This is a genomic window from Kosakonia sp. S57 (assembly GCF_016516575.1).
GTDB classification, from domain to species: domain Bacteria; phylum Pseudomonadota; class Gammaproteobacteria; order Enterobacterales; family Enterobacteriaceae; genus Kosakonia; species Kosakonia cowanii.
This window is the reverse complement of sequence record NZ_JACVUL010000002.1, coordinates 109,548-133,029: the sequence shown is the minus strand read 5'-3', so window position 1 is coordinate 133,029 and position 23,482 is coordinate 109,548. Positions and strand designations below refer to the sequence as shown.

The following is a 23,482-nucleotide window of genomic DNA, read 5'->3' as shown; positions in this document are numbered from 1 at the left end:
AGACCATGACGTTAAAAGAGTTATTCGTGGGCTTTGGCACCCAGGTTCGCAGTATCTGGATGATTGGCCTGCATGCGTTCGCTAAACGCGAAACGCGTATGTACCCGGAAGAGCCGGTTTACCTGGCCCCGCGCTACCGTGGCCGTATCGTGCTGACGCGCGATCCGGACGGCGCAGAGCGCTGCGTAGCCTGTAACCTGTGTGCGGTTGCCTGTCCTGTTGGCTGTATCTCGCTGCAGAAAGCGGAAACCGTTGATGGCCGCTGGTATCCGGAGTTTTTCCGTATCAACTTCTCGCGCTGCATCTTCTGCGGCATGTGCGAAGAGGCGTGCCCGACAACAGCGATTCAGCTGACGCCGGACTTCGAACTCGGTGAGTTCAAGCGCCAGGATCTGGTGTATGAAAAAGAGGATCTGCTGATCTCCGGTCCGGGCAAATACCCGGAATATAACTTCTACCGGATGGCAGGTATGGCAATCGACGGCAAAGATAAGGGCGAAGCGGAAAACGAAGCCAAGCCTATCGACGTCAAAGGCCTGTTACCGTAAGGAGAGGGGCAATGGAGTTCGCTTTTTATATCTGTGGCCTGATCGCCATCCTGACGACGGTACGCGTGATTACGCATACCAATCCGGTGCATGCGCTGCTGTACTTGATCATCTCTCTGCTGGCGATTGCCGGGGTCTTCTTCTCCCTCGGCGCGTACTTTGCCGGGGCGCTGGAGATCATCGTCTACGCCGGGGCCATCATGGTGCTGTTCGTCTTCGTGGTGATGATGCTCAACATGGGCAATTCGGTGGTCGAGCAGGAGCGTAACTGGCTCACGCCGCAAATCTGGATTGGTCCTGCGGTGCTCTCTGCGGTGCTGCTGGGCGTCATGATCTACGCCATTATGGGCGTTAACGATCAGGGCATCGAGGGCACGGCGATTGGCGCGAAAGCGGTCGGTATTACGCTGTTTGGTCCTTACGTTCTGGCGGTTGAGCTGGCCTCAATGCTGCTGCTGGCAGGTCTGGTTGTCGCGTTCCACCTTGGACGTGAAGAGAGACCTGGCGAATTGCTGAGCAATCGCACGGATGACCGCGCGAAAAGAAAAACGGAGGAGCATGCATGATCCCGTTACAACATGGATTGATCCTCGCGGCGATTTTGTTTGTGCTGGGTCTGACTGGTCTGGTTATTCGCCGCAATCTGCTGTTTATGCTGATTGGGCTTGAGATCATGATCAACGCCGCCGCGCTGGCCTTTGTGGTCGCCGGCAGCTACTGGGGCCAGACCGACGGTCAGGTAATGTATATTCTCGCCATTAGCCTTGCCGCTGCGGAAGCGAGCATTGGCCTGGCGCTGCTGCTGCAACTTCATCGTCGCCGCCAGAGTCTGAATATCGATTCAGTAAGTGAGATGCGTGGATGAACATGCTCGCCTTAACCATTATTTTTCCTCTTATTGGCTTTGTGTTATTGGCTTTCTCCCGTGGCCGCTGGTCGGAGAATCTCTCCGCCGCCGTTGGTATGGGCTCAATTGGTCTCTCGGCGCTGGTCACGGCGCTGGTTGGCGTTGAGTTCTTCAACAACGGCCAGCAGGCTTTTGTTCAGCCGCTGTGGACGTGGATGGCGGTCGGTGATTTCAATATCGGTTTCAATCTTGTGCTGGATGGCCTGTCGCTGACCATGCTCTCGGTAGTCACCGGCGTTGGCTTCCTGATCCACATGTTCGCCTCCTGGTATATGCGCGGGGAGGACGGCTACTCTCGCTTCTTCGCCTACACCAACCTCTTTATCGCCAGCATGGTGATTCTGGTGCTGGGCGATAACCTGCTGCTGATGTACCTCGGCTGGGAAGGCGTGGGTCTCTGCTCCTATCTGCTGATCGGTTTCTACTACACCGATCCGAAGAATGGCGCAGCGGCGATGAAAGCGTTTGTCGTGACCCGCGTCGGTGACGTCTTTCTCGCGTTCGCACTGTTCATCCTCTACAACGAGCTGGGCACGCTGAACTTCCGCGAGATGGTCGAGCTGGCGCCGCAGCACTTCGCCAACGGCAACCATATGCTGATGTGGGCGACCCTGATGCTGCTGGGCGGTGCGGTCGGTAAATCGGCCCAGCTGCCGTTGCAGACCTGGCTTGCAGACGCGATGGCTGGCCCGACGCCGGTCTCTGCGCTGATCCACGCCGCAACGATGGTTACCGCAGGTGTCTACCTGATTGCCCGTACCCACGGTCTGTTCCTGATGACGCCGGAAGTGCTGCATCTGGTCGGTATCGTTGGTGCGGTCACGCTGCTGATGGCCGGTTTCGCCGCGCTGGTGCAGACCGATATCAAACGCGTACTCGCCTACTCGACGATGAGCCAGATTGGTTACATGTTCCTGGCGCTTGGCGTGCAGGCATGGGACGCAGCGATTTTCCACCTGATGACGCACGCCTTCTTTAAAGCGCTGCTGTTCCTCTCCTCCGGTTCGGTGATCCTCGCCTGCCACCACGAGCAGAACATCTTCAAGATGGGCGGCCTGCGTAAGTCGATTCCGCTGGTGTATGCCTGCTTCCTGGTCGGTGGCGCGGCGCTCTCTGCACTGCCGCTGATTACCGCGGGCTTCTTCAGTAAGGATGAGATCCTCGCAGGAGCGGTAGCGAACGGTCACGTTAACCTGATGATTGCGGGTCTGGTCGGGGCGTTTATGACCTCGCTCTACACCTTCCGTCTGATTTTCATTGTCTTCCACGGCAAAGAGCAGATTCACGCCCACGCAGGGAAGGGGATTACCCATCACCTGCCGCTGATTGTGCTGCTGATCCTCTCCACCTTCGTTGGCGCGATGATTGTGCCACCGCTGCGCGGTGTTCTGCCGGAAACGGCTGAGCTGGCGCACAGCAGCGTGGTGATGCTGGAAGTGGCTTCTGGCGCAGTGGCGGTGATCGGCATTCTGCTGGCCGCCTGGCTGTGGCTGGGTAAACGCACGCTGGTGACATCGATTGCCAACAGCGCGGCGGGCCGCTTCTTCGGCACCTGGTGGTTCAATGCCTGGGGCTTCGACTGGCTCTACGATCGCATCTTCGTTAAACCGTATCTGGGCGTTGCCTGGCTGCTGAAGAGCGATCCGCTGAATGCGCTGATGAACCTTCCGACGATCCTCTCCCGCTTTGCCGGGAAAGGGCTGCTGTTCAGCGAGAACGGTTATCTGCGCTGGTATGTGGCCTCCATGAGTATCGGTGCCGTTGTGGTGCTCGGTCTGCTGATGGTGTTGCGCTGAGTTCCTGGGCCGGGGAGCAGAGTTGTTCTCCGGCCTGCGAGCAGAATCTGAATTTTATGAAAATTCGTTGAAAATCAGGTCCGAAAGGACAGGCAGTAACGGTGAAGTCAGATGACGAGCCAGAAAGCCTGAGCTGGACTTAAACAAGGAATATGAATCGCCATGTTATTACCCTGGCTAATATTGATTCCCTTTATCGGTGGTTTCCTGTGTTGGCAAACCGAGCGCTTCGGCGTGAAGGTGCCTCGCTGGATCGCCCTGATCACCATGGGACTGACGCTGGCGCTCTCTCTGCAACTCTGGTTGCAGGGTGGCTACTCTTTATCGCAGGCTGCCGATTTCCCGACGTGGCAGGAGAGCTTTAAACACGACTGGATCCCGCGCTTCGGCATCACTATCCATCTGGCGATGGACGGTCTGTCGCTGCTGATGGTCGTGCTGACCGGCTTTCTTGGCGTGCTGGCGGTTCTCTGCTCCTGGCGTGAAATCGAGAAATATCAGGGCTTCTTCCACCTGAACCTGATGTGGATCCTCGGCGGCGTTATCGGCGTGTTCCTTGCCATCGACATGTTCCTGTTCTTCTTCTTCTGGGAAATGATGCTGGTGCCGATGTACTTCCTGATTGCGCTGTGGGGCCATAAAGCCTCCGACGGGAAGACGCGTATCACCGCGGCAACGAAATTCTTCATCTATACCCAGGCAAGCGGTCTGGTGATGTTGATTGCCATCCTCGGCCTGGTGTTTGTGCACTACAACGCCACCGGCGTGTGGACCTTCAACTATGAAGAGCTGCTGAAAACGCCGATGTCCCACAACGTTGAATACCTGCTGATGCTCGGCTTCTTTATCGCCTTTGCGGTGAAAATGCCGGTGGTGCCGCTGCACGGCTGGCTGCCGGATGCGCACTCGCAGGCACCGACCGCAGGTTCCGTTGACCTCGCCGGGATTTTGCTGAAAACCGCCGCTTACGGTCTGCTGCGCTTCTCGCTGCCGCTCTTCCCGAACGCCTCGGCGGAGTTTGCACCGATTGCCATGTGGCTTGGCGTAATTGGTATCTTCTACGGCGCGTGGATGGCCTTCACGCAGACCGATATCAAACGTCTTATCGCCTACACCTCCGTTTCCCATATGGGCTTCGTACTGATTGCCATCTACACCGGCAGCCAGCTGGCCTACCAGGGCGCCGTGATTCAGATGATTGCCCACGGTCTCTCGGCGGCGGGTCTGTTTATTCTCTGCGGTCAGCTTTACGAACGTCTGCATACCCGCGATATGCGCATGATGGGCGGTCTGTGGAGCAAGATTAAGTGGCTGCCGGCGCTGTCGATGTTCTTCGCTGTGGCGACGCTGGGGATGCCGGGTACCGGTAACTTCGTCGGTGAGTTCATGATCCTGTTCGGTAGCTACCAGGTTGTACCGATGATTACCGTGATCTCCACCTTCGGTCTGGTCTTCGCCTCCGTTTACTCGCTGGCGATGCTGCATCGCGCTTACTTCGGTAAAGCGAAGAGCGAAATCGCGAACCAGACGCTGCCGGGTCTGTCACTGCGCGAGCTGTTTATGATCCTTATCCTGGTCGTGCTTCTGGTACTGCTTGGCTTCTATCCGCAGCCGATTCTGGATACCTCGCACGCTGCGATGGGCAATATCCAGCAGTGGTTTGTTAACTCCATTACTACAAGGCCGTAATTCGCCATGACAATAACTCCACAACACCTGATTGCGCTGCTGCCGCTGCTAATCGTCGGATTGACGGTGGTGGTTGTGATGCTCTCCATTGCGTGGCGACGCAACCATTTCTTCAATGCCACGCTGTCGGTCGTTGGTCTGAACGTTGCACTGCTCTCGCTGTGGTTCGTTGGCCACGCCGGGGCAATGGATGTGACGCCGCTGATGCGCGTCGATGGCTACGCCATGCTCTACACCGGGCTGGTGCTGCTGGCGAGCCTCGCCACCTGCACCTTTGCTTATCCGTGGCTTGAAGGTTATAGCGACAACAAGGAAGAGTTCTACCTGCTGGTGCTGATTGCCGCGTTGGGTGGCATTCTGCTGGCTAACGCCAATCACATGGCGTCGCTGTTCCTCGGGATTGAGCTGATCTCTCTGCCGCTGTTCGGGCTGGTGGGCTACGCCTTCCGCCAGAAACGCTCGCTGGAAGCCAGCATCAAATACACCATTCTGTCGGCGGCCGCCTCCTCATTCCTGCTGTTCGGGATTGCGCTGGTCTACGCTCAGAGCGGCGATCTGTCGTTTGTCGCCATTGGTAAAAACCTCGGTGAAGGCGTGCTGCACGAGCCGCTGCTGCTGGCGGGTCTCGGTCTGATGATTGTCGGCCTCGGCTTTAAACTGTCGCTGGTGCCGTTCCATCTCTGGACGCCGGATGTTTACCAGGGCGCGCCTGCGCCGGTCTCCACCTTCCTGGCGACCGCCAGCAAGATCGCCATTTTCGGCGTGCTGATGCGTCTATTCCTCTATGCGCCGGTAGGTAACAGCGAAGCCGTACGCGTGGTGCTGGGCGTTATCGCCTTTGTCTCCATTATCTTCGGTAACCTGATGGCGCTGAGCCAGACCAATATCAAACGTCTGCTCGGTTACTCCTCCATCGCTCACCTTGGGTATCTGATGGTGGCGCTGATTGCCCTGCGCGGTGGCCAGATGTCGATGGAGAGCGTTGGCGTTTACCTGGCCGGCTATCTCTTCAGCAGCCTGGGTGCCTTTGGCGTAGTAAGCCTGATGTCCAGCCCGTATCGCGGTCCGGACGCCGAGTCGCTCTACTCCTATCGCGGCCTCTTCTGGCACCGTCCGATTCTCTCGGCGGTAATGACGGTGATGATGCTGTCGCTGGCGGGTATCCCGATGACGCTGGGCTTTATCGGTAAGTTCTACATTCTGGCTGTCGGTGTGCAGGCCAACCTGTGGTGGCTGACCGGTGCGGTGGTGGTTGGTTCTGCAATCGGTCTCTACTACTACCTGCGTGTTGCGGTGAGCCTCTATCTCAACGCGCCGCAGCAGCTGAACCGCGATGCGCCGTCGAACTGGGCCTACAGCGCGGGCGGTATTGTGGTACTCATCTCCGCTCTGCTGGTGTTGGTGCTCGGTATCTATCCGCAGCCGCTGATTAGCATCGTCCAGCTGGCGCTGCCGATGATGTAATCGCGCCTTGCGCAAATGAAAAAACCGCCGGGTTTGCAGCCTGGCGGTTTTTTTTGCGCATAAAAAACCCCAGCGGGGGGGGCTGGGGTTTTAACGGTATAGCGCAAACTGGTGAGGGATGCGCCACGCCGTTGTTTACGTTTCCGGCCCGTCAGGGGGTAAGAGCGTATGCAATACTCAACGCGTTGAAGCTTCCGATATATGCTGTTTTATTTCAAGCGCAAACAGTTGGGTTAGCGGATGTTTAAGAAAAACGCCCGAAAACAGGTCGTTTTCCCTGATGTTTTTTAATTATATTTCAGTTGGTTATGTGAGGTGTAGAATCAAATTCGTTGGGGTTACTGCATCTAACTTTCGGGCCGGGCAAAGGATTTCCCCCGCTGTAACACGTGGTGGTGGCAGGGTTCAGGCCTGGAAGGGGCGTAAGTAATACTCAACATCTGCTCGCCCTGATTCGGGGGAGTTTGAGGACCAGTCCGGGCGGCTCCTTCCTCGGTTGAGGAAAACGGATGATGGATAACCGTGAATTCGCGAAACGCGTAATCACGATCATCATTGCTGTACTACAGCTGATCTTGTCGTTCTTGTAATGACCTGAAACGTACTTAAGGCGCTACCGTTTGACCGACGGTAGCGCCTTTAATCGTTGTGCCGGCGTTACTTCGCCAGCAGCGGGGTCGGGGCCATCTGGCGGTGGCTGATCAGCGGGCCGCGAACGTTGTTCGCTGCGCGATCGAGCACCTCCTGGATCACCGCTGAAAGTTCGTTAATTTCGAACTTCGCGACATAGCCATCGGCCTGCACTTTGCGGACGTGATCTTCGTTAGCGCTGCCGGAGAGGGAAGAGTGGATCACCACCGGGATATTTTTCAGGCGCGGATCGGTTTTGATCAGGCGTGTCAGGGTAAAGCCGTCCATCTCCGGCATCTCCAGATCGGTCAGCACCATTGAGATCTTATCGCTTACCGGCACACCCTCTTTTTCCGCCTGCTGGGCAATAAGCTGGATTTTCTCCCACGCATCTTTGCCGGTGATGTGCATCATGCTCGGGATCTCCATGGCGTTCAGGCCTTTTTCCAGCATGGCGCGCGCCACTTTGGAGTCTTCAGCCACAATCGCGATGGAACCCGGTTTCAGGTTGAATTTCTTATCCGGCACATGATCGCCGTGAACGTCATGATCCGCCGGAACGATGTCATAGAGGATCTGTTCAACGTCCAGCACCATCGCCAGGTTGTTGGTGTCCTTATCATCATCGAGGCAGGCAATACTGGTGATATAGCGGCCATTGATCGCTTTCTCCGCCGTGTGCACCTGTTTCCAGTCCAGGCGCGTAATGTTCTCGACGGACTCGACGGCAAAAGCCTGCACGCTACGGGCATACTCAGTGATCAGCAGAATGTTTAAGCCGGTCTCCGGTTTACACCCGGCGACGGCGGAGAGGTCAATTACCGGGATCACCTGATCGCGGATATTGACCATCCCCATCAACGGCGGCTTCATTCCCGCAGGGCGAGTAAATGTGGGCATCGGTACGATTTCGCGCAACTTAAACACATTGATGCCAAACAGCTCAGATTTCGTCGCATCTAATGATGTGCCAAGGCGAAACAGCAACAGCTCAAACCGGTTCGACAGAGTAAGATTCGCCCTGTCATCGATGTCTTTCTGGAAATTATCCATCATGCCCTCAAAGAAGAAATGCCTGCGTATAACTTATTATCGGCATGACGGCGAAAAAATAGAGTGCCTAAATTAAAATCAAATGCGAACTACGTCAAAATCTGCTGCTAAGGTCGTCTCCGGGAAGATTTCACGACACTCTTTTAGCAGCGCCTGGCTCCCCTCAGCGTCATAACGCGAACTGATATGGGTAATCACCAGACGTGAAGCGCCAGCCTGCTGAGCCAACTGCGCCGCCTGCCGCGCTGAGCTGTGCCCGCGGCTGTTGGCCTTCTCTTCCATGGCACTCTCAAGCGTCGCTTCATGCACCACCACATCAACATCTTTCGCTAACTCCAGCGCGGCGGGGCAGGGCGAGGTATCGCCGAAGATTGCCAGCCGTTTACCCGGCTCGGAGGGTGCCAGGTAATCTTTACCATCGATAATGCGCCCGTCATCCAGCGTCACCCTACCGCCCGCCTTTAATGTCTGGAACAGCGGCCCGGCGGGAACGCCCGCGGCGACAAGTGCAGCGGCATTCAGCGCGCCCGGTTTATCGTGCTCTTCTACGCGATAGCCGTAACACTCCACCGGATGCGCCAGCGGGAAGGCCGTCACTTTGTGCAGCCCATCATCCATCACCAGCCCCGGCTTCACCTCTTCAATGGTTAGCGGATAGTCGGTCCACGAACCGCTCAGGCGCAGCGCGGTCTCAACAAACTCCTTGATGCCGTGCGGGCCGTAAATGTGCAGCGGCTGCGTATTGCCCGCCATCGACCGGCTGCAGAGCAGGCCCGGCAGGCCAAAAATATGGTCGCCATGCAGATGGGTAATAAAAATTTTGTCCAGCTTGCCCGGATTAAACGCGGTGTGCAGCAGTTGATGCTGCGTACCTTCACCACAGTCGAAAAGCCACAGTCCGGCGCTCGTCGGGTGCTGAAGATTGAGCAGAATGGCGGTGACGTTGCGCGCCCGCGTCGGGACGCCTGCTGAAGTACCTAAGAAGATCAGTTCCACATGCTTTGCCTGAAATGAAAAGAATCTAGTATAACCACATGAGTCTATTTGAGGAGATAACGATGATCCGCTGGCAAGACCTGCACCATTCCGAACTGACCGTTCCTGCGCTCTATGCGCTGTTGAAACTGCGCTGCGAAGTATTTGTGGTCGAACAGACCTGCCCTTATCTCGATATTGATGGCGACGACCTGGTGGGAGAGAACCGCCACCTGCTCGGCTGGCAGGGTGATGAGCTGGTGGCGTATGCGAGGATTCTGAAAAGTAACGATGATTTCTCGCCCGTTGCCATCGGCAGAGTGATCGTCAGCGCCAGCGTACGCGGGGAAAAACTGGGTTATCAACTGATGTCGCGCGCGGTGGCCTCCTGCCTGCAATACTGGCCGCAGCACGCGCTATACCTGAGTGCACAGGCGCATCTGCAACCCTTTTATCAACAGTTCGGTTTCCAGCCGGTCACCGAAATCTATGATGAAGATGGCATTCCCCACATCGGCATGGCGCGCGAGGTCGGCCAGGCGTAAACGCCAGCTATTGTCTATAGTTAGCGTACAGGTGCATAACATGGAGAAAAGAGATGACTAATCAATTCGATTCACACATTGACGACGACCTGACCCTGCTGAGCGAAACGCTGGAAGAAGTTCTCCGCTCATCGGGCGATCCCGCTGACCAGAAGTACATTGAGCTGAAAGCACGTGCCGAACAGGCGCTGCATGATGTGAAAAACCGCGTCAGCAGCGCGTCTGATACCTACTACTATCGTGCGAAAAAAGCGGTTTACCGTGCCGATGACTATGTGCACGAAAAACCGTGGCAGGGCGTTGGTGCTGGTGCTGCTGTAGGTCTGGTGCTGGGTCTGCTTTTAGCCCGTCGCTAATCTTTATCTCCCCTCCCTGGAAGGGGGTACTGCTATTCATCGTAGTACCCCGTATACTGTGTGGTTTTTAAAACCGTGCCGTTTTTCCGGGAGGGGTTCGCATGTTTTCTCTGTCCTCTGCGCTTGGCGATCTACATCAGCGCCTTGCCGAAACGTTTCCTGATGCTGCTGGTTTTACCCTCTTTGACGTTCCCTTCCCGCTAAACAATGCATTCGACCCGCTGACATGGCTTACGGCTCAGCGTGTTTTTCCACAATTTTACTGGCAGCAGCGCAGCGGTGATGACGAAGCGGCCGCCCTTGGCGCGTTACGCACGTTTACTTCACTTGCTGAGGCGCAACAGCAGCTGCAGGGGTATCCCGACGATGTACGCGTCTGGGGGCTTAACGCTTTTGAACCAAGTGAGGGCGCGCTCTTTCTGCCCCGCCTCGAATGGCGGCGCGAAGGAGGCAAAGCGATGCTGCGCCTCTATCTCTATAGCGCCACCTCGCTGCGTGATGATGCGCAGTGTGCTGCCGATTTTCTTAACGCGCTCTCACCTGCTACTCCACTGGCGATGAGCCCAGCTCGCTGTGTTGAACAGCACCACTTCCCGACGCGTGAGGGGTGGGAAACGCTGATAAGCCAGGCGCTTGAGACCATGCAGCGCGGCGAACTGGATAAAGTCGTGCTCGCCCGCGCCACCGATTACCGCTTCGATGCGCCAATTAATGCTGGCGCGCTGATGGCCGCCAGCCGACGCCTCAACCTGCACTGCTTCCACTTTCTCTATCGTTTCAACGACCAGACCGCCTTTCTGGGATCGACCCCCGAACGGTTATGGCGGCGACGCGGCGTGGCGCTGCGCACCGAAGCGCTGGCCGGGACGGTGGCAAATCATGATGACGACGCACAGGCACAGCAGCATGCAGCATGGTTGATGAGTGACGATAAAAACCAGCGTGAAAATATGCTGGTGGTGGAGGATATCTGCCAGCGGTTGCAGCAGCAGACTGGCGCGCTGGATGTGCTGCCGCCGCAGGTGGTGCGGCTGCGCAAAGTGCAGCACTTGCGGCGCTGTATCTGGAGCGACCTGCGGGTGGCAGACGATGCCCTCTGTTTAGATCTGCTCCAGCCGACAGCGGCGGTGGCGGGGTTACCGCGCCCTGAAGCCCGTCGTTTTATCGCCCGCCACGAGCCGTTTGCCCGCGAGTGGTACGCCGGGTCGGCAGGTTATCTTTCGCGTAAGCAGAGTGAGTTCTGCGTGACGCTGCGCTCGGCGAAGGTGAGCGGCGAGACGGTGCGGCTCTATGCCGGGGCAGGCATTGTGCCCGGTTCCGACCCTGAGCAGGAGTGGCAGGAGATCGATAATAAAGCCGCCGGGCTGCGATCGTTGTTGCTACAGACGCACCCATAGACGACCTATATCAAAAACTCATCATTTCAGAAAATTTATACTTAGTCCCAATATTGATACCGGACAAATTCATGTCGATAAGCTCATTCAACCGACGCTGGGCCGCGGTGATTCTGGAAGCCTTAACGCGCCACGGCGTCAGGCATATCTGCATTGCGCCAGGCTCCCGCTCGACGCCGCTGACGCTCGCCGCCGCCGAAAACCGCGCATTTATTCATCACACCCATTTTGATGAACGCGGGCTGGGCCATCTTGCGCTAGGGCTGGCGAAAGCGAGCCGTGAACCGGTGGCGGTGATCGTCACCTCCGGTACCGCCGTGGCAAACCTCTATCCGGCGCTGATTGAGGCCGGGCTGACCGGCGAGAAATTGATATTGCTGACGGCGGATCGTCCGCCGGAGCTGATTGATTGCGGTGCCAACCAGGCGATTCGTCAGCCCGGCATCTTTGCTTCCCATCCGACAGAGGCTATTGCCTTACCGCGCCCTTCACAGGATATTCCGGCGCGCTGGCTGGTCTCGACGATTGATAATGTGTTGGGCACATTGCAGGGCGGGGCGGTGCATATTAACTGCCCGTTTGCCGAGCCGCTGTATGGCGAAATGGATGAGACCGGGCTTGGCTGGCAGCAGGCGTTGGGCGACTGGTGGCAGGATGATAAGCCCTGGTTACAGGCCAGCGCGTCCTGTGGCATTGATACCCAGCGGGACTGGTTCTCCTGGCGGCAGAAACGTGGCGTGGTGATTGCCGGGCGTATGAGCGCAGCCGAAGGGCGCAAGCTGGCGGAGTGGGCGAAAACCCTCGGCTGGCCGCTGATTGGCGATGTGTTATCGCAAACCGGGCAGCCGCTGCCCTGCGCCGATCTCTGGCTTGCTAATAGCCAGGCCGTTGAGGCGCTCAGCGAGGCGCAGATTGTGCTGCAATTTGGCAGCAGCCTGACCGGAAAACGTCTTTTACAGTGGCAGGCGACCTGCGCGCCGCAAGAGTACTGGCTGATTGATAACCTTCCCGGCAGGCTCGATCCGGCGCACCATCGCGGCCGTCGTTTAGTGGCGGATGTGGCTGGCTGGCTGGCGCTGCATCCGGCTGAACCCCGCGCGCCGTGGTGCGAAACGCTGACCTCGCTTGCAGCAGTTGCCTGGGAGCGCGTGCGTCTACAGCGTGAGGCGTTCGGCGAAGCGCAGCTCGCACATCGTATTAGCAACTACTTACCAAACCAGGGGCAGCTTTTTCTCGGCAACAGTCTGGTGGTGCGGTTGGTGGATGCGCTTGCGCAGCTGCCGGCAGGTTATCCGGTCTACAGTAACCGCGGCGCGAGCGGCATTGATGGCCTGCTCTCGACAGCGGCCGGAGTGCAGCGGGCTACCGCGCGCCCGACGCTGGCAATCGTCGGCGATCTCTCTGCGCTCTACGATCTTAACGCCCTCGCACTGCTGCGCCAGGCCTCCGCGCCCTTTGTGCTGCTGGTGGTCAATAACAACGGCGGGCAGATCTTCTCCCTGTTACCGACGCCGCCCGCCGAGCGCGAGCGCTTCTATCTGATGCCGCAGAATGTCCATTTCGATCATGCCGCCGCGATGTTCGATCTTCCTTACCACCGCCCGGAGAGTTGGGCGCAACTGGAGCAGGCGCTGAGCGAGGCCTGGCAGAAGCCGGGCGCGACGGTGATTGAGGTGGTGGTAAACGAGACGGATGGTGCGCAGACCCTGCAAAACCTTGTCGCGCAGGTCAGCCAGCTATGAGTTTGCACGCAGAGATCCATGCCGGTCGACAACCGCTGCCGTGGCTGGTTTTTCTGCACGGTTTTTCTGGTGATGGCCGCGAATGGCAGCCCGTCGGCGCAGCGCTTGCGGATTTCCCGCGCCTCTATCTCGACCTGCCAGGCCACGGCGCATCCGCCACAACCTGTGTCGACTCCTTTAGCGGGATGGATGCGCTGCTGCGATCGACGCTTAGTCGTTACAACATACTAAGCTACTGGCTGGTGGGGTACTCCCTCGGCGGCCGCATTGCGATGTTTCACGCTTGCCAGCAACCAGCGGGGCTGCAGGGCATCATTATCGAAGGCGGCCACCCAGGGCTTACCGATGAGCAGGCGCGTGCCGCAAGGCTGGAGACTGATGAAGCGTGGTCTCAGCGCCTGCGCCACCAGCCGCTCAGTGAGGTGTTTGATGCCTGGTATCGCCAGCCAATATTTGCCGCACTGACAGAGACAGAACGTGCGGCGCTGGTTGCGCTTCGTAGTCATAACGATGGCAACGCGCTGGCGCATATGCTGGCGGCGACGTCCTTGGGCCGCCAGCCCGATCTGCGCGCTGCGCTGCGGGACGCCGCTTTTCCCGTTCACTATTTCTTTGGCGAACATGACCGTAAGTTTCGGGCGCTGGCGAGCGAAGTCGCGCGCCACTGTTACGCCATTCCTGCCGCCGGGCACAACGCGCACCGGGAGAATCCCGCGGCCGTTGCTGCCCTGCTGGCGCGAATTCTGCCTCTTGAGATTAAGGACCGACCATGATCTACCCTGATGAAAAAGAACTTTATGCCGCCGTTGAGTGGCACGACTGCTCTGAAGGCTTTAGCGATATTCGCTATCAAAAATCCGCTGACGGCATCGCTAAAATCACTATCAACCGCCCGGAAGTGCGCAACGCGTTTCGTCCTGTCACGGTAAAAGAGATGATCCAGGCGCTGGCCGATGCGCGCTACGACGACAATATCGGGGTGATTATCCTGACCGGTGAAGGTGATAAAGCCTTCTGCGCCGGTGGCGATCAGAAGGTGCGCGGCGATTACGGCGGCTACCAGGATGACTCCGGTGTGCACCACCTCAACGTCCTCGATTTTCAGCGCCAGATCCGCACCTGCCCGAAACCGGTGGTGGCGATGGTGGCGGGCTACTCCATCGGCGGCGGTCATGTGCTGCATATGATGTGCGATCTCACCATCGCAGCGGAAAATGCGATCTTCGGCCAGACCGGCCCGAAAGTTGGCTCCTTCGACGGCGGCTGGGGCGCGTCCTATATGGCGCGCATTGTTGGCCAGAAGAAAGCGCGCGAAATCTGGTTCCTCTGCCGCCAGTACGATGCGCAGCAGGCACTGGATATGGGGCTGGTCAACACCGTGGTGCCATTAGCGGATCTGGAAAAAGAGACCGTGCGCTGGTGCCGTGAAATGTTGCAAAACAGCCCGATGGCGCTGCGCTGCCTGAAAGCAGCGCTGAACGCAGATTGCGACGGCCAGGCGGGGCTGCAGGAGCTGGCGGGCAACGCCACCATGCTCTTCTATATGACCGAAGAGGGTCAGGAGGGTCGCAACGCCTTCAACCAGAAGCGCCAGCCTGACTTCAGCAAATTTAAACGGAACCCGTAATGCGCCAGGCGCAGATCTACCGCTGGCAGATCCCGCTGGATGCAGGCGTGGTGCTGCGCGAGCGTCGGCTGAAAACCCGTGACGGGCTCTTAATCCAGTTGCAGGAAAACGGCGGCGAAGGGTGGGGGGAGATTACCCCACTGCCGGGGTTCAGCATTGAGACGCTGGATGAGGTGCAGCCTGCGGTGATGGCGTGGGTGCAAGCCTGGCGTGACGGCGCATCGCCCGCCCTGCCATCGCAACCCAGCGCGGCGTTTGGTCTGAGCTGTGCGCTGGCCGAGCTGGCGGGGCAGTTGCCGCAGCCTGCCGACTACCGCGCGGCGATGCTCTGCACTGGCGATCCCGATGAGCTGTTTGCCGCACTCGCCGCGCTGCCGGGTGAGAAGCTGGCGAAGGTGAAAGTCGGTCTGTACGAAGCGGTGCGCGACGGCATGGTGGTCAATCTGCTGCTGGAGTCGATCCCCGATCTGCGCCTGCGTCTGGATGCTAACCGCGCCTGGACGCCGCTGAAAGCTCGCCAGTTCGCTAAATATGTCGCGCCAGCCAACCGCTCACGCATCGCTTTTCTGGAGGAGCCGTGCCAGAGCCGCGAAGCGTCGCTGGCCTTTGCTGAGGAGACTGGCATCGCGATTGCCTGGGATGAGAGCCTGCGCGAGGCGGATTTCACCTTTACGCCTCAGCCCGGTGTCAGTGCGGTAGTGATCAAGCCAACCCTCACCGGCAGCCTGCAAAAGGTGGCGCAGCAGGTCGCGGCAGCACATGCGCTCGGCTTGACGGCGGTGATCAGCTCATCGCTGGAGTCGAGCCTTGGGCTAACGCAGCTGGCGCGGATTGCCGCCTGGCTGACGCCCGGCACCGTGCCCGGTCTTGATACTTTACAGTTGATGTCCGCGCAGCTGATTCGCCGCTGGCCCGGCAGCGAACTGCCCTGCATCGCGGCGGCGGAACTGGACGCGTTACTATGAATTTTCCCGACTGGCCGTGGCGATACTGGCGCGAGCAGCGCTGCGACCAGCCTGCGCTGCGCTCAGATCAGCATACCCTGAACTGGCAGCAGCTCTGTGCCGAGGTGGATGCGCTGGCAAGCGGCTTTGCTCGCCAGGGTATCGGCGTGGGGGATGGTGTAATGCTGCGCGCGCGCAACCAGCCTAAGACGGTGCTCGCCTGGCTGGCGCTATTGCAGTGCGGCGCACGAGTGTTACCTATCAACCCGCAGCTTCCCGCCGCCTTGCTGGATGCGCTGCTGCCCGCCATGACCCTGCGCTTCGCCCTCGATCTCACCCCCGCGCCGCTGGCACACGATTTGATCCCTCTGCGCTGTGCGCAAGCGCCTGGTGAGCACGCTGTTGAATGGCAGCCGCAGCGGCTGGCATCAATGACGCTCACTTCCGGCTCGAGCGGCTTGCCAAAAGCGGCGGTGCATACCTGCGCCGCCCATCTGGCCAGCGCGCAGGGCGTAGTGGCACTCATTCCTTTTGATGCGGACGATGACTGGCTGCTCTCGCTGCCGCTGTTTCATGTCTCCGGGCAGGGCATTTTATGGCGCTGGCTGTTGGCGGGGGCGCGCATGACGGTGCACGACAAGCTGCCGCTGGATCAGGCGCTGCGCGGCTGCAGCCATGCGTCGCTGGTGCCGACGCAGCTTTGGCGCCTGCTCAATGAGAATGCCCCGCTGTCGCTGAAAGCGGTGCTGCTCGGCGGTGCAGCGATCCCCGTTGAGTTGACCGAACAGGCACGCGAGCGCGGTATCCGCTGCTGGTGCGGGTATGGTTTAACGGAGTTTGCCTCGACAGTATGTGCAAAAGAGGCCGACGGCGCGCCGGATGTCGGTTATGCGTTGCCGGGGCGTGAGGTAAAAATTGTCGGCGAAGAGGTGTGGTTGCGTGCAGAGAGCCTCGCCGCAGGCTACTGGCGCAACGGTGCGTTGCTGCCCCTGCTTAACGATGCCGGCTGGTTTGCCACCCGCGATCGCGGCACGCTGCATAAAGGGCGCCTCACCCTGCATGGCCGGCTGGATAACCTCTTTTTCAGCGGCGGCGAAGGCATTCAGCCTGAAGAGATAGAGCGCGCCATTGCCCGTCATCCGCAGGTCCAGCAGGTGTTTGTGGTGCCGGTTGATGATGTGGAGTTTGGGCAGCGCCCTGTCGCGGTAATTGAGTGCGAAAGCGAGGTCAATGCCGCGGCCCTCAGCCACTGGGCGGCGGATAAGCTGGCGCGTTTTCAACAGCCGGTGCGCTGGCTGCCTTTACCAGAGGAGCTGAAAAACGGCGGCATCAAAATCTCCCGCCGCGCCCTGCAAACATGGGTGAACCAGCAGCAGCGCTAGTGCCGCAACTCTTTTTGCGAGCTGCCTCGACAGAGCGAAAACCGACGGCTGACACGCGCTCAGAGTGTGCTAATTTGCGACAGGGATGCAAAAGCGGATCAGCAGCAGAAGGAGACGTTAATGAACATTGCACAATATCTTCGCGAAGAAGGGCAGGCTCAGGGGCTGGTTAAAGGCCTGGCTCAGGGGCGAGCCGAAGGCGTCCAGCAGGAGGCGATGCGTATCGCGAAAGTGATGCTGGAAAAGGGGATGGAGCCTGACGTTGTGGCCTCCCTGACCGGTATTCCGGTTGAGATGGTAGAGAAAGCCCGCCACTGACACGCTCCGGTGCCAGGCTTTTCGTCCTCGGGCCCGAAAGCGTATTTGCCTCAGGCCGTACACGCTATTAGACGTTCTGCTGTCGGGAAAATAAGCGTACAATCAGACGCTTTGGGGCGCTGCCCCGTTTCGTGCGGAACGTGAAAATGAAAAAGTTAGCTCTATTAGGATGTGCCGGCGTGTTGCTGGCCTCCGCCGGTGCGCAGGCGATTAGCCTGAATGGACAGATTGGTAAAGATTACAGCAGCCTCGGTTTCGGTCTGGGAACCGAAACCAGTGGTATCGCAGTCAGCGGTAACTGGGCGCATAGCGAAGATGATGGTGACACCGCAAGCCTTGGGCTCGGTTACAACCTGCCGCTCGGGCCGTTCCTGGCAACCGTTGGTGGTAAAGGCATCTACCTGAACCCGGATGAGGGCAGCGAAGGTTACGCCATTGCTGTCGGCGGCGGTTTGCAGTGGGAGATCGCCCGCAGCTTTAACATTTTCGGCGAGTATTACTACTCTCCGGACTCGCTCTCAAGCGGCGTCAAAGAGTACCAGGAAGCCAAGGCCGGTGCGCGTTATACCATTATGCGCCCGTTCACCGTCGAAGCCGGTTATCGCTACATTGAGATGGCAGGCAAAGATGGCCGCCGCGACAGCATCGTTGCGGATGGTCCTTATCTCGGCGCCAGTGCCAGCTTCTGATCCCCCGGCGCGGCAGCCGCCGCGCCCGTTTCCCTCTCTTTACCCTGTGCATGCGCTATAGTGTTTCAATCCCGATTGCAGGAGCGAACGATGTTAAATGTGGAGATGTTATCGACCGGCGATGAAGTGCTGCATGGCCAGATTGTCGATACCAATGCGGCCTGGCTGGCCGACGTATTTTTTTACCAGGGGTTGCCGTTAACGCGCCGCCATACCGTTGGCGATAACCTCGACGACTTGATTGCGATTTTGCGCGAGCGCAGCGAGCAGGCCGATGTGTTGATCGTCAACGGCGGTCTTGGGCCAACCAGCGACGATTTGAGCGCGCTGGCAGCGGCCACCGCCAAAGGCGAAACGCTGGTGCTGCACGAAGCGTGGCTTAAGCAGATGGAGCGCTTTTTTACCGATCGCGGCCGCGTGATGGCCCCCAGCAACCGCAAGCAGGCGGAGATCCCTGACAGCGCCGAGCTGGTCGATAACCCGGTCGGCACCGCCTGCGGGTTTGCATTGCAATTTAACCGCTGCCTGATGTTCTTTACCCCTGGCGTCCCCTCAGAATTTAAAGTGATGGTCGAGCAGGAGATCCTGCCGCGTCTGCGTGAGCGCTTTACTTTGCCGCAGCCGCCGGTCTGCCTGCGTTTGACCACCTTTGGTCGCTCCGAGAGCGATCTGGCAGAAAAACTCCAGCATCTCGATCTGCCGCCCGGCGTGGTAATGGGTTACCGCTCATCGATGCCGATTATCGAACTGAAACTGACCGGTCCGGCAGAGCAGCGCGCGGCGATGGAAGCGCTGTGGCCGGAAGTGAAAAACGTGGCGGGGGAAAGCCTGATTTTTGAAGGCACCGAGGGGTTACCGGCTGCGATTGCCTCCGCACTGCGTGAGCGTCAGCTGAGCCTCACCCTGAGCGAGCAGTTCACCAGCGGGCTTATCGCCTTGCAACTCTCCCGCGCCGGTGCACCTCTACTTGCCAGCGAAGTGCTGCCGTCGCAGGCGGAAGCGCTGGCACAAACCGCGCGCTGGACAACCGAGTCACGCAACCGGCATCTCGCCGGGCTGGCGTTAACCGTCACCGGGCTGGAAGAGGATCATCTCAACTTCGCGCTGGCGACGCCGGAAGGCACCCGCGCCCTGCGGGTGAAGTTCAACAGCAGCCGCCACAGCCTGGCGGTGCGCCAGGAAGTCTGTGCAATGATGGCGCTCAATATCCTGCGCCGCTGGCTGGCGGGCAAAGATATCGCCAGCGATCACGGCTGGATTGCGGTGGTTGAAACCCTCGCTGTGGAATAACTTGTAAAACAATCGCGGGCGTTAGCCTAATGCCCGCGCCAGCAGCGTAATGGGGTGTTCGCAGGGTTTGCCGGTGGACATCTCAATCTGCCATTTGCAGGTCTCACAATCCGTTACCACCAGATCCGCACCGCTGGCCTCGATTTGCGCAAACAGCGGTGCGCCAATGGCCTGCGAGGTGGCGTAGTTCTCCCGCTTAAAACCGTAGGTGCCCGCGATGCCGCAGCAGGCAGAATCGAGCACCGTCAACTCTAAACCCGGAATGCGCCGCAGCAGATCTAGCGTGTAGTGCGTCCAGCCCATCTTCTCCATATGACACGGCGTGTGATAAACCACTTTCAGCGGCATCTCTCTGAGCCGCAGAGTGTGCCCCTCATCGAGCTGTCGCCAGATCCAGCGGGTGGCTAAATCAATATGCGTGCGCAGATGGCTGTTATCGACCTCCAGCAGGTGTGGATACTCATCGCGCAGGGTGAAGGCGCAGGTGGAGGAGGTGGCGATCACCTGCATTCCATCCATGCCAATCGCCTGCTCCAGTGCGCTGAGGTTGAACTGCGCCTGCTTTTTCGCCTTTGCGAAGTAGCCGTTGGCAATCAGCGGGACGCCGCAACACTTCTCACGCTGCAATAACTGCACGCCAATGCCCATCTGGTTCAGCACGCGGATGAGGTCTTTCCCCAGTTGCGGATGGTTGTAATTGACATAGCAGCCGTGGAAAAACGCCACCTGCTCGCCGTAGGCCCGCTGCTGCGCCGCCACGCTGCGATACCAGTGGCGAAACGTGCCGCCGCTGGCATATTTCGGCAGCGTGCGGTGATGATCGATTTTTAACGCTTTATCCAGCAACTGGCGCACCGGCTTCAGGGAGGTCGCGGCATTGACCAGCGGCGCGAGAGGCGTCGACAGGGTACCCATCAAATCCGTATGGCTGAGAATGGCGTTACGCACTGAGAGCGGTTTCGCCGCATGCTGCACGCGGGCGCGCTGGATCAGATCGCCAATTTTTACCCCGGACGGGCAGGCGGTTTCGCAGCGCTTGCAGTTGGTGCAATATTTCAGCGCTTCATCATACAGCGCGGCATCTTTCAGCCGCAGCCGCTCGCCATCTGGCCCCGCCTGTTTTGGCCCGGGGTAGGCGGGGTTTACCCGGCTTACCGGGCAGGCGGTGGTGCAGGCGGTACATTTGATACAGCTTTCGAAAGAGTTATGCATTAGGGTTTTCCTCCCTGATCGAGGATCTGCTGCGCGGCATGCAGCGCCGTTACGGCGCAAACACCGCCGCCGCAGCCCTGCGCGATGGCGTCATAGCCGCCAAGTAGCGAGCCGATCGCATAGAGATTTTCAAGCGCTTGCCCGTCGCGCAGACCATGAAGCTGTTCATCGGTGCGCACGCCAAACTGGTGCCACGGCTGCGGGGCAAAGAGATCGTCGCCATACCACTCCCGGCGCGAGGCGCTTTGCAGGACATCGAGATTGAATACCGCTTCGCGCACGCTATCGCGTCCGGCGATGAGCCCGTTACTGAAAAAGCTGCCGCTGGCCAGCACGATATGGCGGGCGCGCAGCGGCAGATCGTCATGCTTGCGCGTCCAGAGCTGCGTTACCCGGCCTTGATTGATATCGGCGCGCAATACCTCATCGCCCGGCATCCAGCTGCCGCCACTGCGCAGAAAACGCTGCTGCAGGGCGTGCTGTAGGCGCATGCCCAACACCGAAGGGGGCAGCGTGGCGATCAGCCGCAGCGGGCAGGCCAGATCTTCGCTTAACTGCGTAAACACTTTGCTCTCTGTCAGGCCAAAACAGGCGGGGAGCCACAGCATCTCGTACCGCGTACTCAGCGGGCGCAGGGCGGCGCAGAGATCGGCGTAATGCTCAGGACGATCGAGCTGACGCGCGATGGTCACGGCGCGAAACTCGCTGGGGTTATCGCGAAGCGTGTCGAGAAGCGGTAGCGCAATCTCTTCCGCCCCGGCGGCAATGCCGCGCTGGCACAGCGCTTCTGTCGCCAGTTGGGGCTGAAAGTCGAGAAAGCCGCTGATGCCAACGACGCCGACGCGCAGCCCCTGCTGCGGTTTCAACGCAATCTCTTGCGGGCTGAGCCACGCCCGGCGCCAGGTGCCCAGCGGCGTGACGCGCAGGTGCGGCGTATCAACATCGCCTTGCATCTCTAGCCCGCAGTCGGCGAGCAGAGTTTGGGTTTGCCGCGCATAGTGACGCACGCGCTCGACGCCAAGCCGTGCATAGGGGTGCTCGGGGTGATGGTGTTGCAGATGCGCAATGGCCTCTGTCAGCGTGCCGGCCGGTTTACCCTCCGGCAGACGGGAGAGCAGATCGAGAGAGCCGGAAGAGAAGCTCAGCGCGCTCTGGCCGCGGCTGATAATCGCGCAGCGCTGGCCGCTCTCGCTCAGACGAATGCCGCACAGCAATCCCGCCAGCCCGCCGCCGATAATCACCGTATCAAATCTCATCATCCTGCTCCTTCTCCAGCCCGCACAGCCCCTGGTAAACCCAGCGGGTAAATTCGCTTTCACGCAGCGCATCGCCCCAGGCGATAGGTTTAATTCCCTTCCAGCGCTCGTTGAGAAACTCCGCCAGCTGCCTGCGCGCTTCGTTGTCGCGCGTGACATGCAGCCGGTTCAGCTGCCCGGCGGCGCGGCAGGCGCAGAGCTCGCCCTGGCAGGTGCCCATACCGACGCGGGTGCGGCGGCGCAGATCGAGCAGTGAGGTGACATTGAGGTTTTCCACCGCGTACTGCACTTCCCCGGCGGTGACGGCTTCGCACTCACACACCAGGCTGCGGTTGTGTCGGTCGCTGGCGAGCCACGCCGGGGCGCGATCGCCGTGGCGGTAGACCGCTGAACCGCGCAGCGGCGTTGGCAGGGAGATGATCTTCTTCAGTGCCTCGTCTGGTGAACCCAGCGATCCCGGCAGCGCTTTCGTCGCCGTGGTGCAGGCTACGTTATGGTTGAGCTTGCGGCAGACGGCATCCGTTGCCCATTCGGCCATCAGGCGGTAGGTCATCAGTTTGCCGCCGGTAATGGTGATAAACCCCTCCAGCCCGTCGCGCGCAGCGTGGTCGAGCAGCACGATGCCGCGGCTGACGTTGCGCCCGCTGGGATCATCATCGCTCGCCACCAGCGGACGCACGCCAGCGTAAGCGCGCAGGATGCGCGTTTGCCCCATTACCGGGGCCAGTTTCTCCCCTTCGCGCAGCAGAATATCGACCTCATCCGCCGTGACGCGCACGTTATCGATATCGCCATAATTAATCTGCGTTGAAGTGGTACCGATCAGCGAAATGGTGTCGCCGGGCACCAGGATATCGGCGTCGGCAGGCTTGCGGCAGCGGTTGATAACATGCTGGTTAATGCGGTGATCGAGGATCAGCAGTGCGCCTTTTGCCGGGAACATGTGAATGCGCAAATCGGCATACTCCGCGATGCGCTGGCCCCAAATCCCGGCGGCATTGACCACCACCGGCGCATGCAGGTCGCGGATTTCGCCGCTGGAGATATGGCGCAGGCGCACGCCATACACCGTGTCGCCCGTGCGCAGCAGGCCGCAGACTTCGTGGCCGGTAAGGATTTTTGCACCGTGCTCGCGGGCATCAAGCATATTGCTGGCGGTCAGGCGGAAGGGGTCGACAGTGCCGTCCGGCACGCGCACCACGCCGATAAGCTGCGGGTTGACGCTCGGCTCCATGCGCCTGGCTTCCTGTGGGCTAATGGCCTGTGCGGCAATCCCGGCGCGGGTGCAGGCCTCAGTGAAGTGTGTCTGGTAGCTCAGATCGTCTTCCGGCAGGGTGATAAACAGCCCGTCGGTCGCTTCAATACAGTGGCGGGCAATACGTTTGAGGATCTGGTTTTCGGCGATGCATTCACGCGCTGATTCGTTATCGGTCACCGCATAACGCGCGCCGCTGTGTAGCAAACCGTGGTTGCGGCCGGTGGCACCGGTGGCAATGTCGTGGCGTTCGAGCAGAACTGCGCGCAGGCCGCGCAGGGCGCAATCACGGGCGATACCGGCACCCGTTGCGCCGCCGCCAATAATGATCACATCGTAGTCGTTTGAGTAGGGCACGGTCGTCTCCTGGCTGGTCGACGTTCTTTACCGACTATTTAGCCATACCC

Annotated in this window: 22 protein-coding genes; 17 read left to right on the top strand and 5 right to left on the bottom strand. The window is 59.4% G+C overall.

The features are described from left to right. The first annotated feature begins 5 nt into the window (after positions 1-5). The 6 genes from nuoI to nuoN all read left to right on the top strand — a co-directional run bounded on the left by nuoI (position 6) and on the right by nuoN (position 6,404). Complete coding sequence (gene nuoI, locus IAE48_RS02430; RefSeq protein ID WP_023479728.1) at positions 6-548, top strand: NADH-quinone oxidoreductase subunit NuoI; 543 nt, start codon at positions 6-8, stop codon at positions 546-548. An 11-nt stretch (positions 549-559) separates the two neighbouring features. Further along, on the top strand, positions 560-1,114 hold the full coding sequence (gene nuoJ, locus IAE48_RS02425) for an NADH-quinone oxidoreductase subunit J (protein ID WP_023479675.1): 555 nt from the start codon (positions 560-562) through the stop codon (positions 1,112-1,114). Continuing rightward, a complete protein-coding gene (nuoK, locus tag IAE48_RS02420; RefSeq protein WP_023479838.1) occupies positions 1,111-1,413 on the top strand; it encodes an NADH-quinone oxidoreductase subunit NuoK in 303 nt (100 codons plus the stop codon). The genes nuoJ and nuoK overlap by 4 nt, the downstream gene beginning before the upstream one ends. Then, positions 1,410-3,251: an NADH-quinone oxidoreductase subunit L gene (nuoL, locus tag IAE48_RS02415; protein ID WP_200133358.1), complete on the top strand. Its 1,842-nt coding sequence runs from the start codon at positions 1,410-1,412 to the stop codon at positions 3,249-3,251. The genes nuoK and nuoL overlap by 4 nt, the downstream gene beginning before the upstream one ends. A gap of 162 nt (positions 3,252-3,413) precedes the next feature. Further along, on the top strand, positions 3,414-4,940 hold the full coding sequence (gene nuoM / locus IAE48_RS02410) for an NADH-quinone oxidoreductase subunit M (protein ID WP_023479637.1): 1,527 nt from the start codon (positions 3,414-3,416) through the stop codon (positions 4,938-4,940). 6 nt (positions 4,941-4,946) lie between these two features. After that, complete coding sequence (gene nuoN, locus IAE48_RS02405; RefSeq protein WP_023479817.1) at positions 4,947-6,404, top strand: NADH-quinone oxidoreductase subunit NuoN; 1,458 nt, start codon at positions 4,947-4,949, stop codon at positions 6,402-6,404. Between the two features lie 657 nt (positions 6,405-7,061). On the opposite strand, the gene IAE48_RS02400 is transcribed toward nuoN, so the two are convergent. Then, positions 7,062-8,087: a chemotaxis protein gene (locus tag IAE48_RS02400; protein ID WP_023479862.1), complete on the bottom strand. Its 1,026-nt coding sequence runs from the start codon at positions 8,085-8,087 to the stop codon at positions 7,062-7,064. 78 nt (positions 8,088-8,165) lie between these two features. Continuing rightward, positions 8,166-9,083, bottom strand: coding sequence for a ribonuclease Z (gene rnz / locus IAE48_RS02395; protein WP_200133357.1), 918 nt, complete (start codon positions 9,081-9,083; stop codon positions 8,166-8,168). A gap of 62 nt (positions 9,084-9,145) precedes the next feature. Between rnz and IAE48_RS02390 the strand changes: the two genes are divergently transcribed. The 11 genes from IAE48_RS02390 to IAE48_RS02340 all read left to right on the top strand — a co-directional run bounded on the left by IAE48_RS02390 (position 9,146) and on the right by IAE48_RS02340 (position 19,352). Further along, positions 9,146-9,607, top strand: a complete 462-nt coding sequence (locus IAE48_RS02390) for a GNAT family N-acetyltransferase (protein WP_200133356.1) — start codon at positions 9,146-9,148, stop codon at positions 9,605-9,607. A gap of 53 nt (positions 9,608-9,660) precedes the next feature. Then, positions 9,661-9,963 carry a stress response protein ElaB gene (elaB, locus tag IAE48_RS02385; RefSeq protein WP_023479917.1) on the top strand — a complete coding sequence of 101 codons (303 nt, stop codon included), beginning with the start codon at positions 9,661-9,663 and terminating at the stop codon, positions 9,961-9,963. A gap of 101 nt (positions 9,964-10,064) precedes the next feature. Beyond that, positions 10,065-11,360, top strand: coding sequence for an isochorismate synthase MenF (gene menF, locus IAE48_RS02380; protein ID WP_200133355.1), 1,296 nt, complete (start codon positions 10,065-10,067; stop codon positions 11,358-11,360). Between the two features lie 71 nt (positions 11,361-11,431). Beyond that, positions 11,432-13,102, top strand: a complete 1,671-nt coding sequence (gene menD, locus IAE48_RS02375) for a 2-succinyl-5-enolpyruvyl-6-hydroxy-3-cyclohexene-1-carboxylic-acid synthase (protein WP_200133354.1) — start codon at positions 11,432-11,434, stop codon at positions 13,100-13,102. Continuing rightward, the gene (menH, locus tag IAE48_RS02370; protein WP_200133353.1) at positions 13,099-13,875 is read left to right on the top strand and encodes a 2-succinyl-6-hydroxy-2,4-cyclohexadiene-1-carboxylate synthase; all 777 of its coding nucleotides are present in this window, start codon (positions 13,099-13,101) and stop codon (positions 13,873-13,875) included. The genes menD and menH overlap by 4 nt, the downstream gene beginning before the upstream one ends. Then, positions 13,872-14,729 (top strand): 1,4-dihydroxy-2-naphthoyl-CoA synthase, encoded by an 858-nt coding sequence (menB, locus tag IAE48_RS02365; RefSeq protein WP_042714289.1) that lies wholly within the window; start codon positions 13,872-13,874, stop codon positions 14,727-14,729. The genes menH and menB overlap by 4 nt, the downstream gene beginning before the upstream one ends. Next, complete coding sequence (gene menC / locus IAE48_RS02360; protein ID WP_200133352.1) at positions 14,729-15,694, top strand: o-succinylbenzoate synthase; 966 nt, start codon at positions 14,729-14,731, stop codon at positions 15,692-15,694. Before menB ends, menC begins: the two co-directional genes overlap by 1 nt. Then, entirely contained in the window at positions 15,691-17,055 is a 1,365-nt protein-coding gene (menE, locus tag IAE48_RS02355; RefSeq protein ID WP_200133351.1) for an o-succinylbenzoate--CoA ligase, read from the top strand. The genes menC and menE overlap by 4 nt, the downstream gene beginning before the upstream one ends. A gap of 120 nt (positions 17,056-17,175) precedes the next feature. Further along, positions 17,176-17,373: a hypothetical protein gene (locus IAE48_RS02350; RefSeq protein ID WP_200133350.1), complete on the top strand. Its 198-nt coding sequence runs from the start codon at positions 17,176-17,178 to the stop codon at positions 17,371-17,373. Between the two features lie 146 nt (positions 17,374-17,519). Next, entirely contained in the window at positions 17,520-18,062 is a 543-nt protein-coding gene (locus tag IAE48_RS02345) for a YfaZ family outer membrane protein (RefSeq protein ID WP_023479894.1), read from the top strand. Between the two features lie 90 nt (positions 18,063-18,152). Then, entirely contained in the window at positions 18,153-19,352 is a 1,200-nt protein-coding gene (locus IAE48_RS02340) for a nicotinamide mononucleotide deamidase-related protein YfaY (RefSeq protein WP_200133349.1), read from the top strand. Between the two features lie 21 nt (positions 19,353-19,373). Here the strand turns inward: IAE48_RS02340 and glpC are convergent, their stop codons facing one another. The 3 genes from glpC to glpA are packed head-to-tail and all read right to left on the bottom strand — an operon-like array spanning position 19,374 to position 23,432. Continuing rightward, complete coding sequence (gene glpC / locus IAE48_RS02335; RefSeq protein WP_200133348.1) at positions 19,374-20,564, bottom strand: anaerobic glycerol-3-phosphate dehydrogenase subunit GlpC; 1,191 nt, start codon at positions 20,562-20,564, stop codon at positions 19,374-19,376. After that, the gene (gene glpB, locus IAE48_RS02330) at positions 20,564-21,820 is read right to left on the bottom strand and encodes a glycerol-3-phosphate dehydrogenase subunit GlpB (RefSeq protein ID WP_200133453.1); all 1,257 of its coding nucleotides are present in this window, start codon (positions 21,818-21,820) and stop codon (positions 20,564-20,566) included. The genes glpC and glpB overlap by 1 nt, the downstream gene beginning before the upstream one ends. Then, positions 21,810-23,432: an anaerobic glycerol-3-phosphate dehydrogenase subunit A gene (gene glpA / locus IAE48_RS02325; RefSeq protein ID WP_200133347.1), complete on the bottom strand. Its 1,623-nt coding sequence runs from the start codon at positions 23,430-23,432 to the stop codon at positions 21,810-21,812. Before glpA ends, glpB begins: the two co-directional genes overlap by 11 nt. Positions 23,433-23,482: the final 50 nt, after the last annotated feature.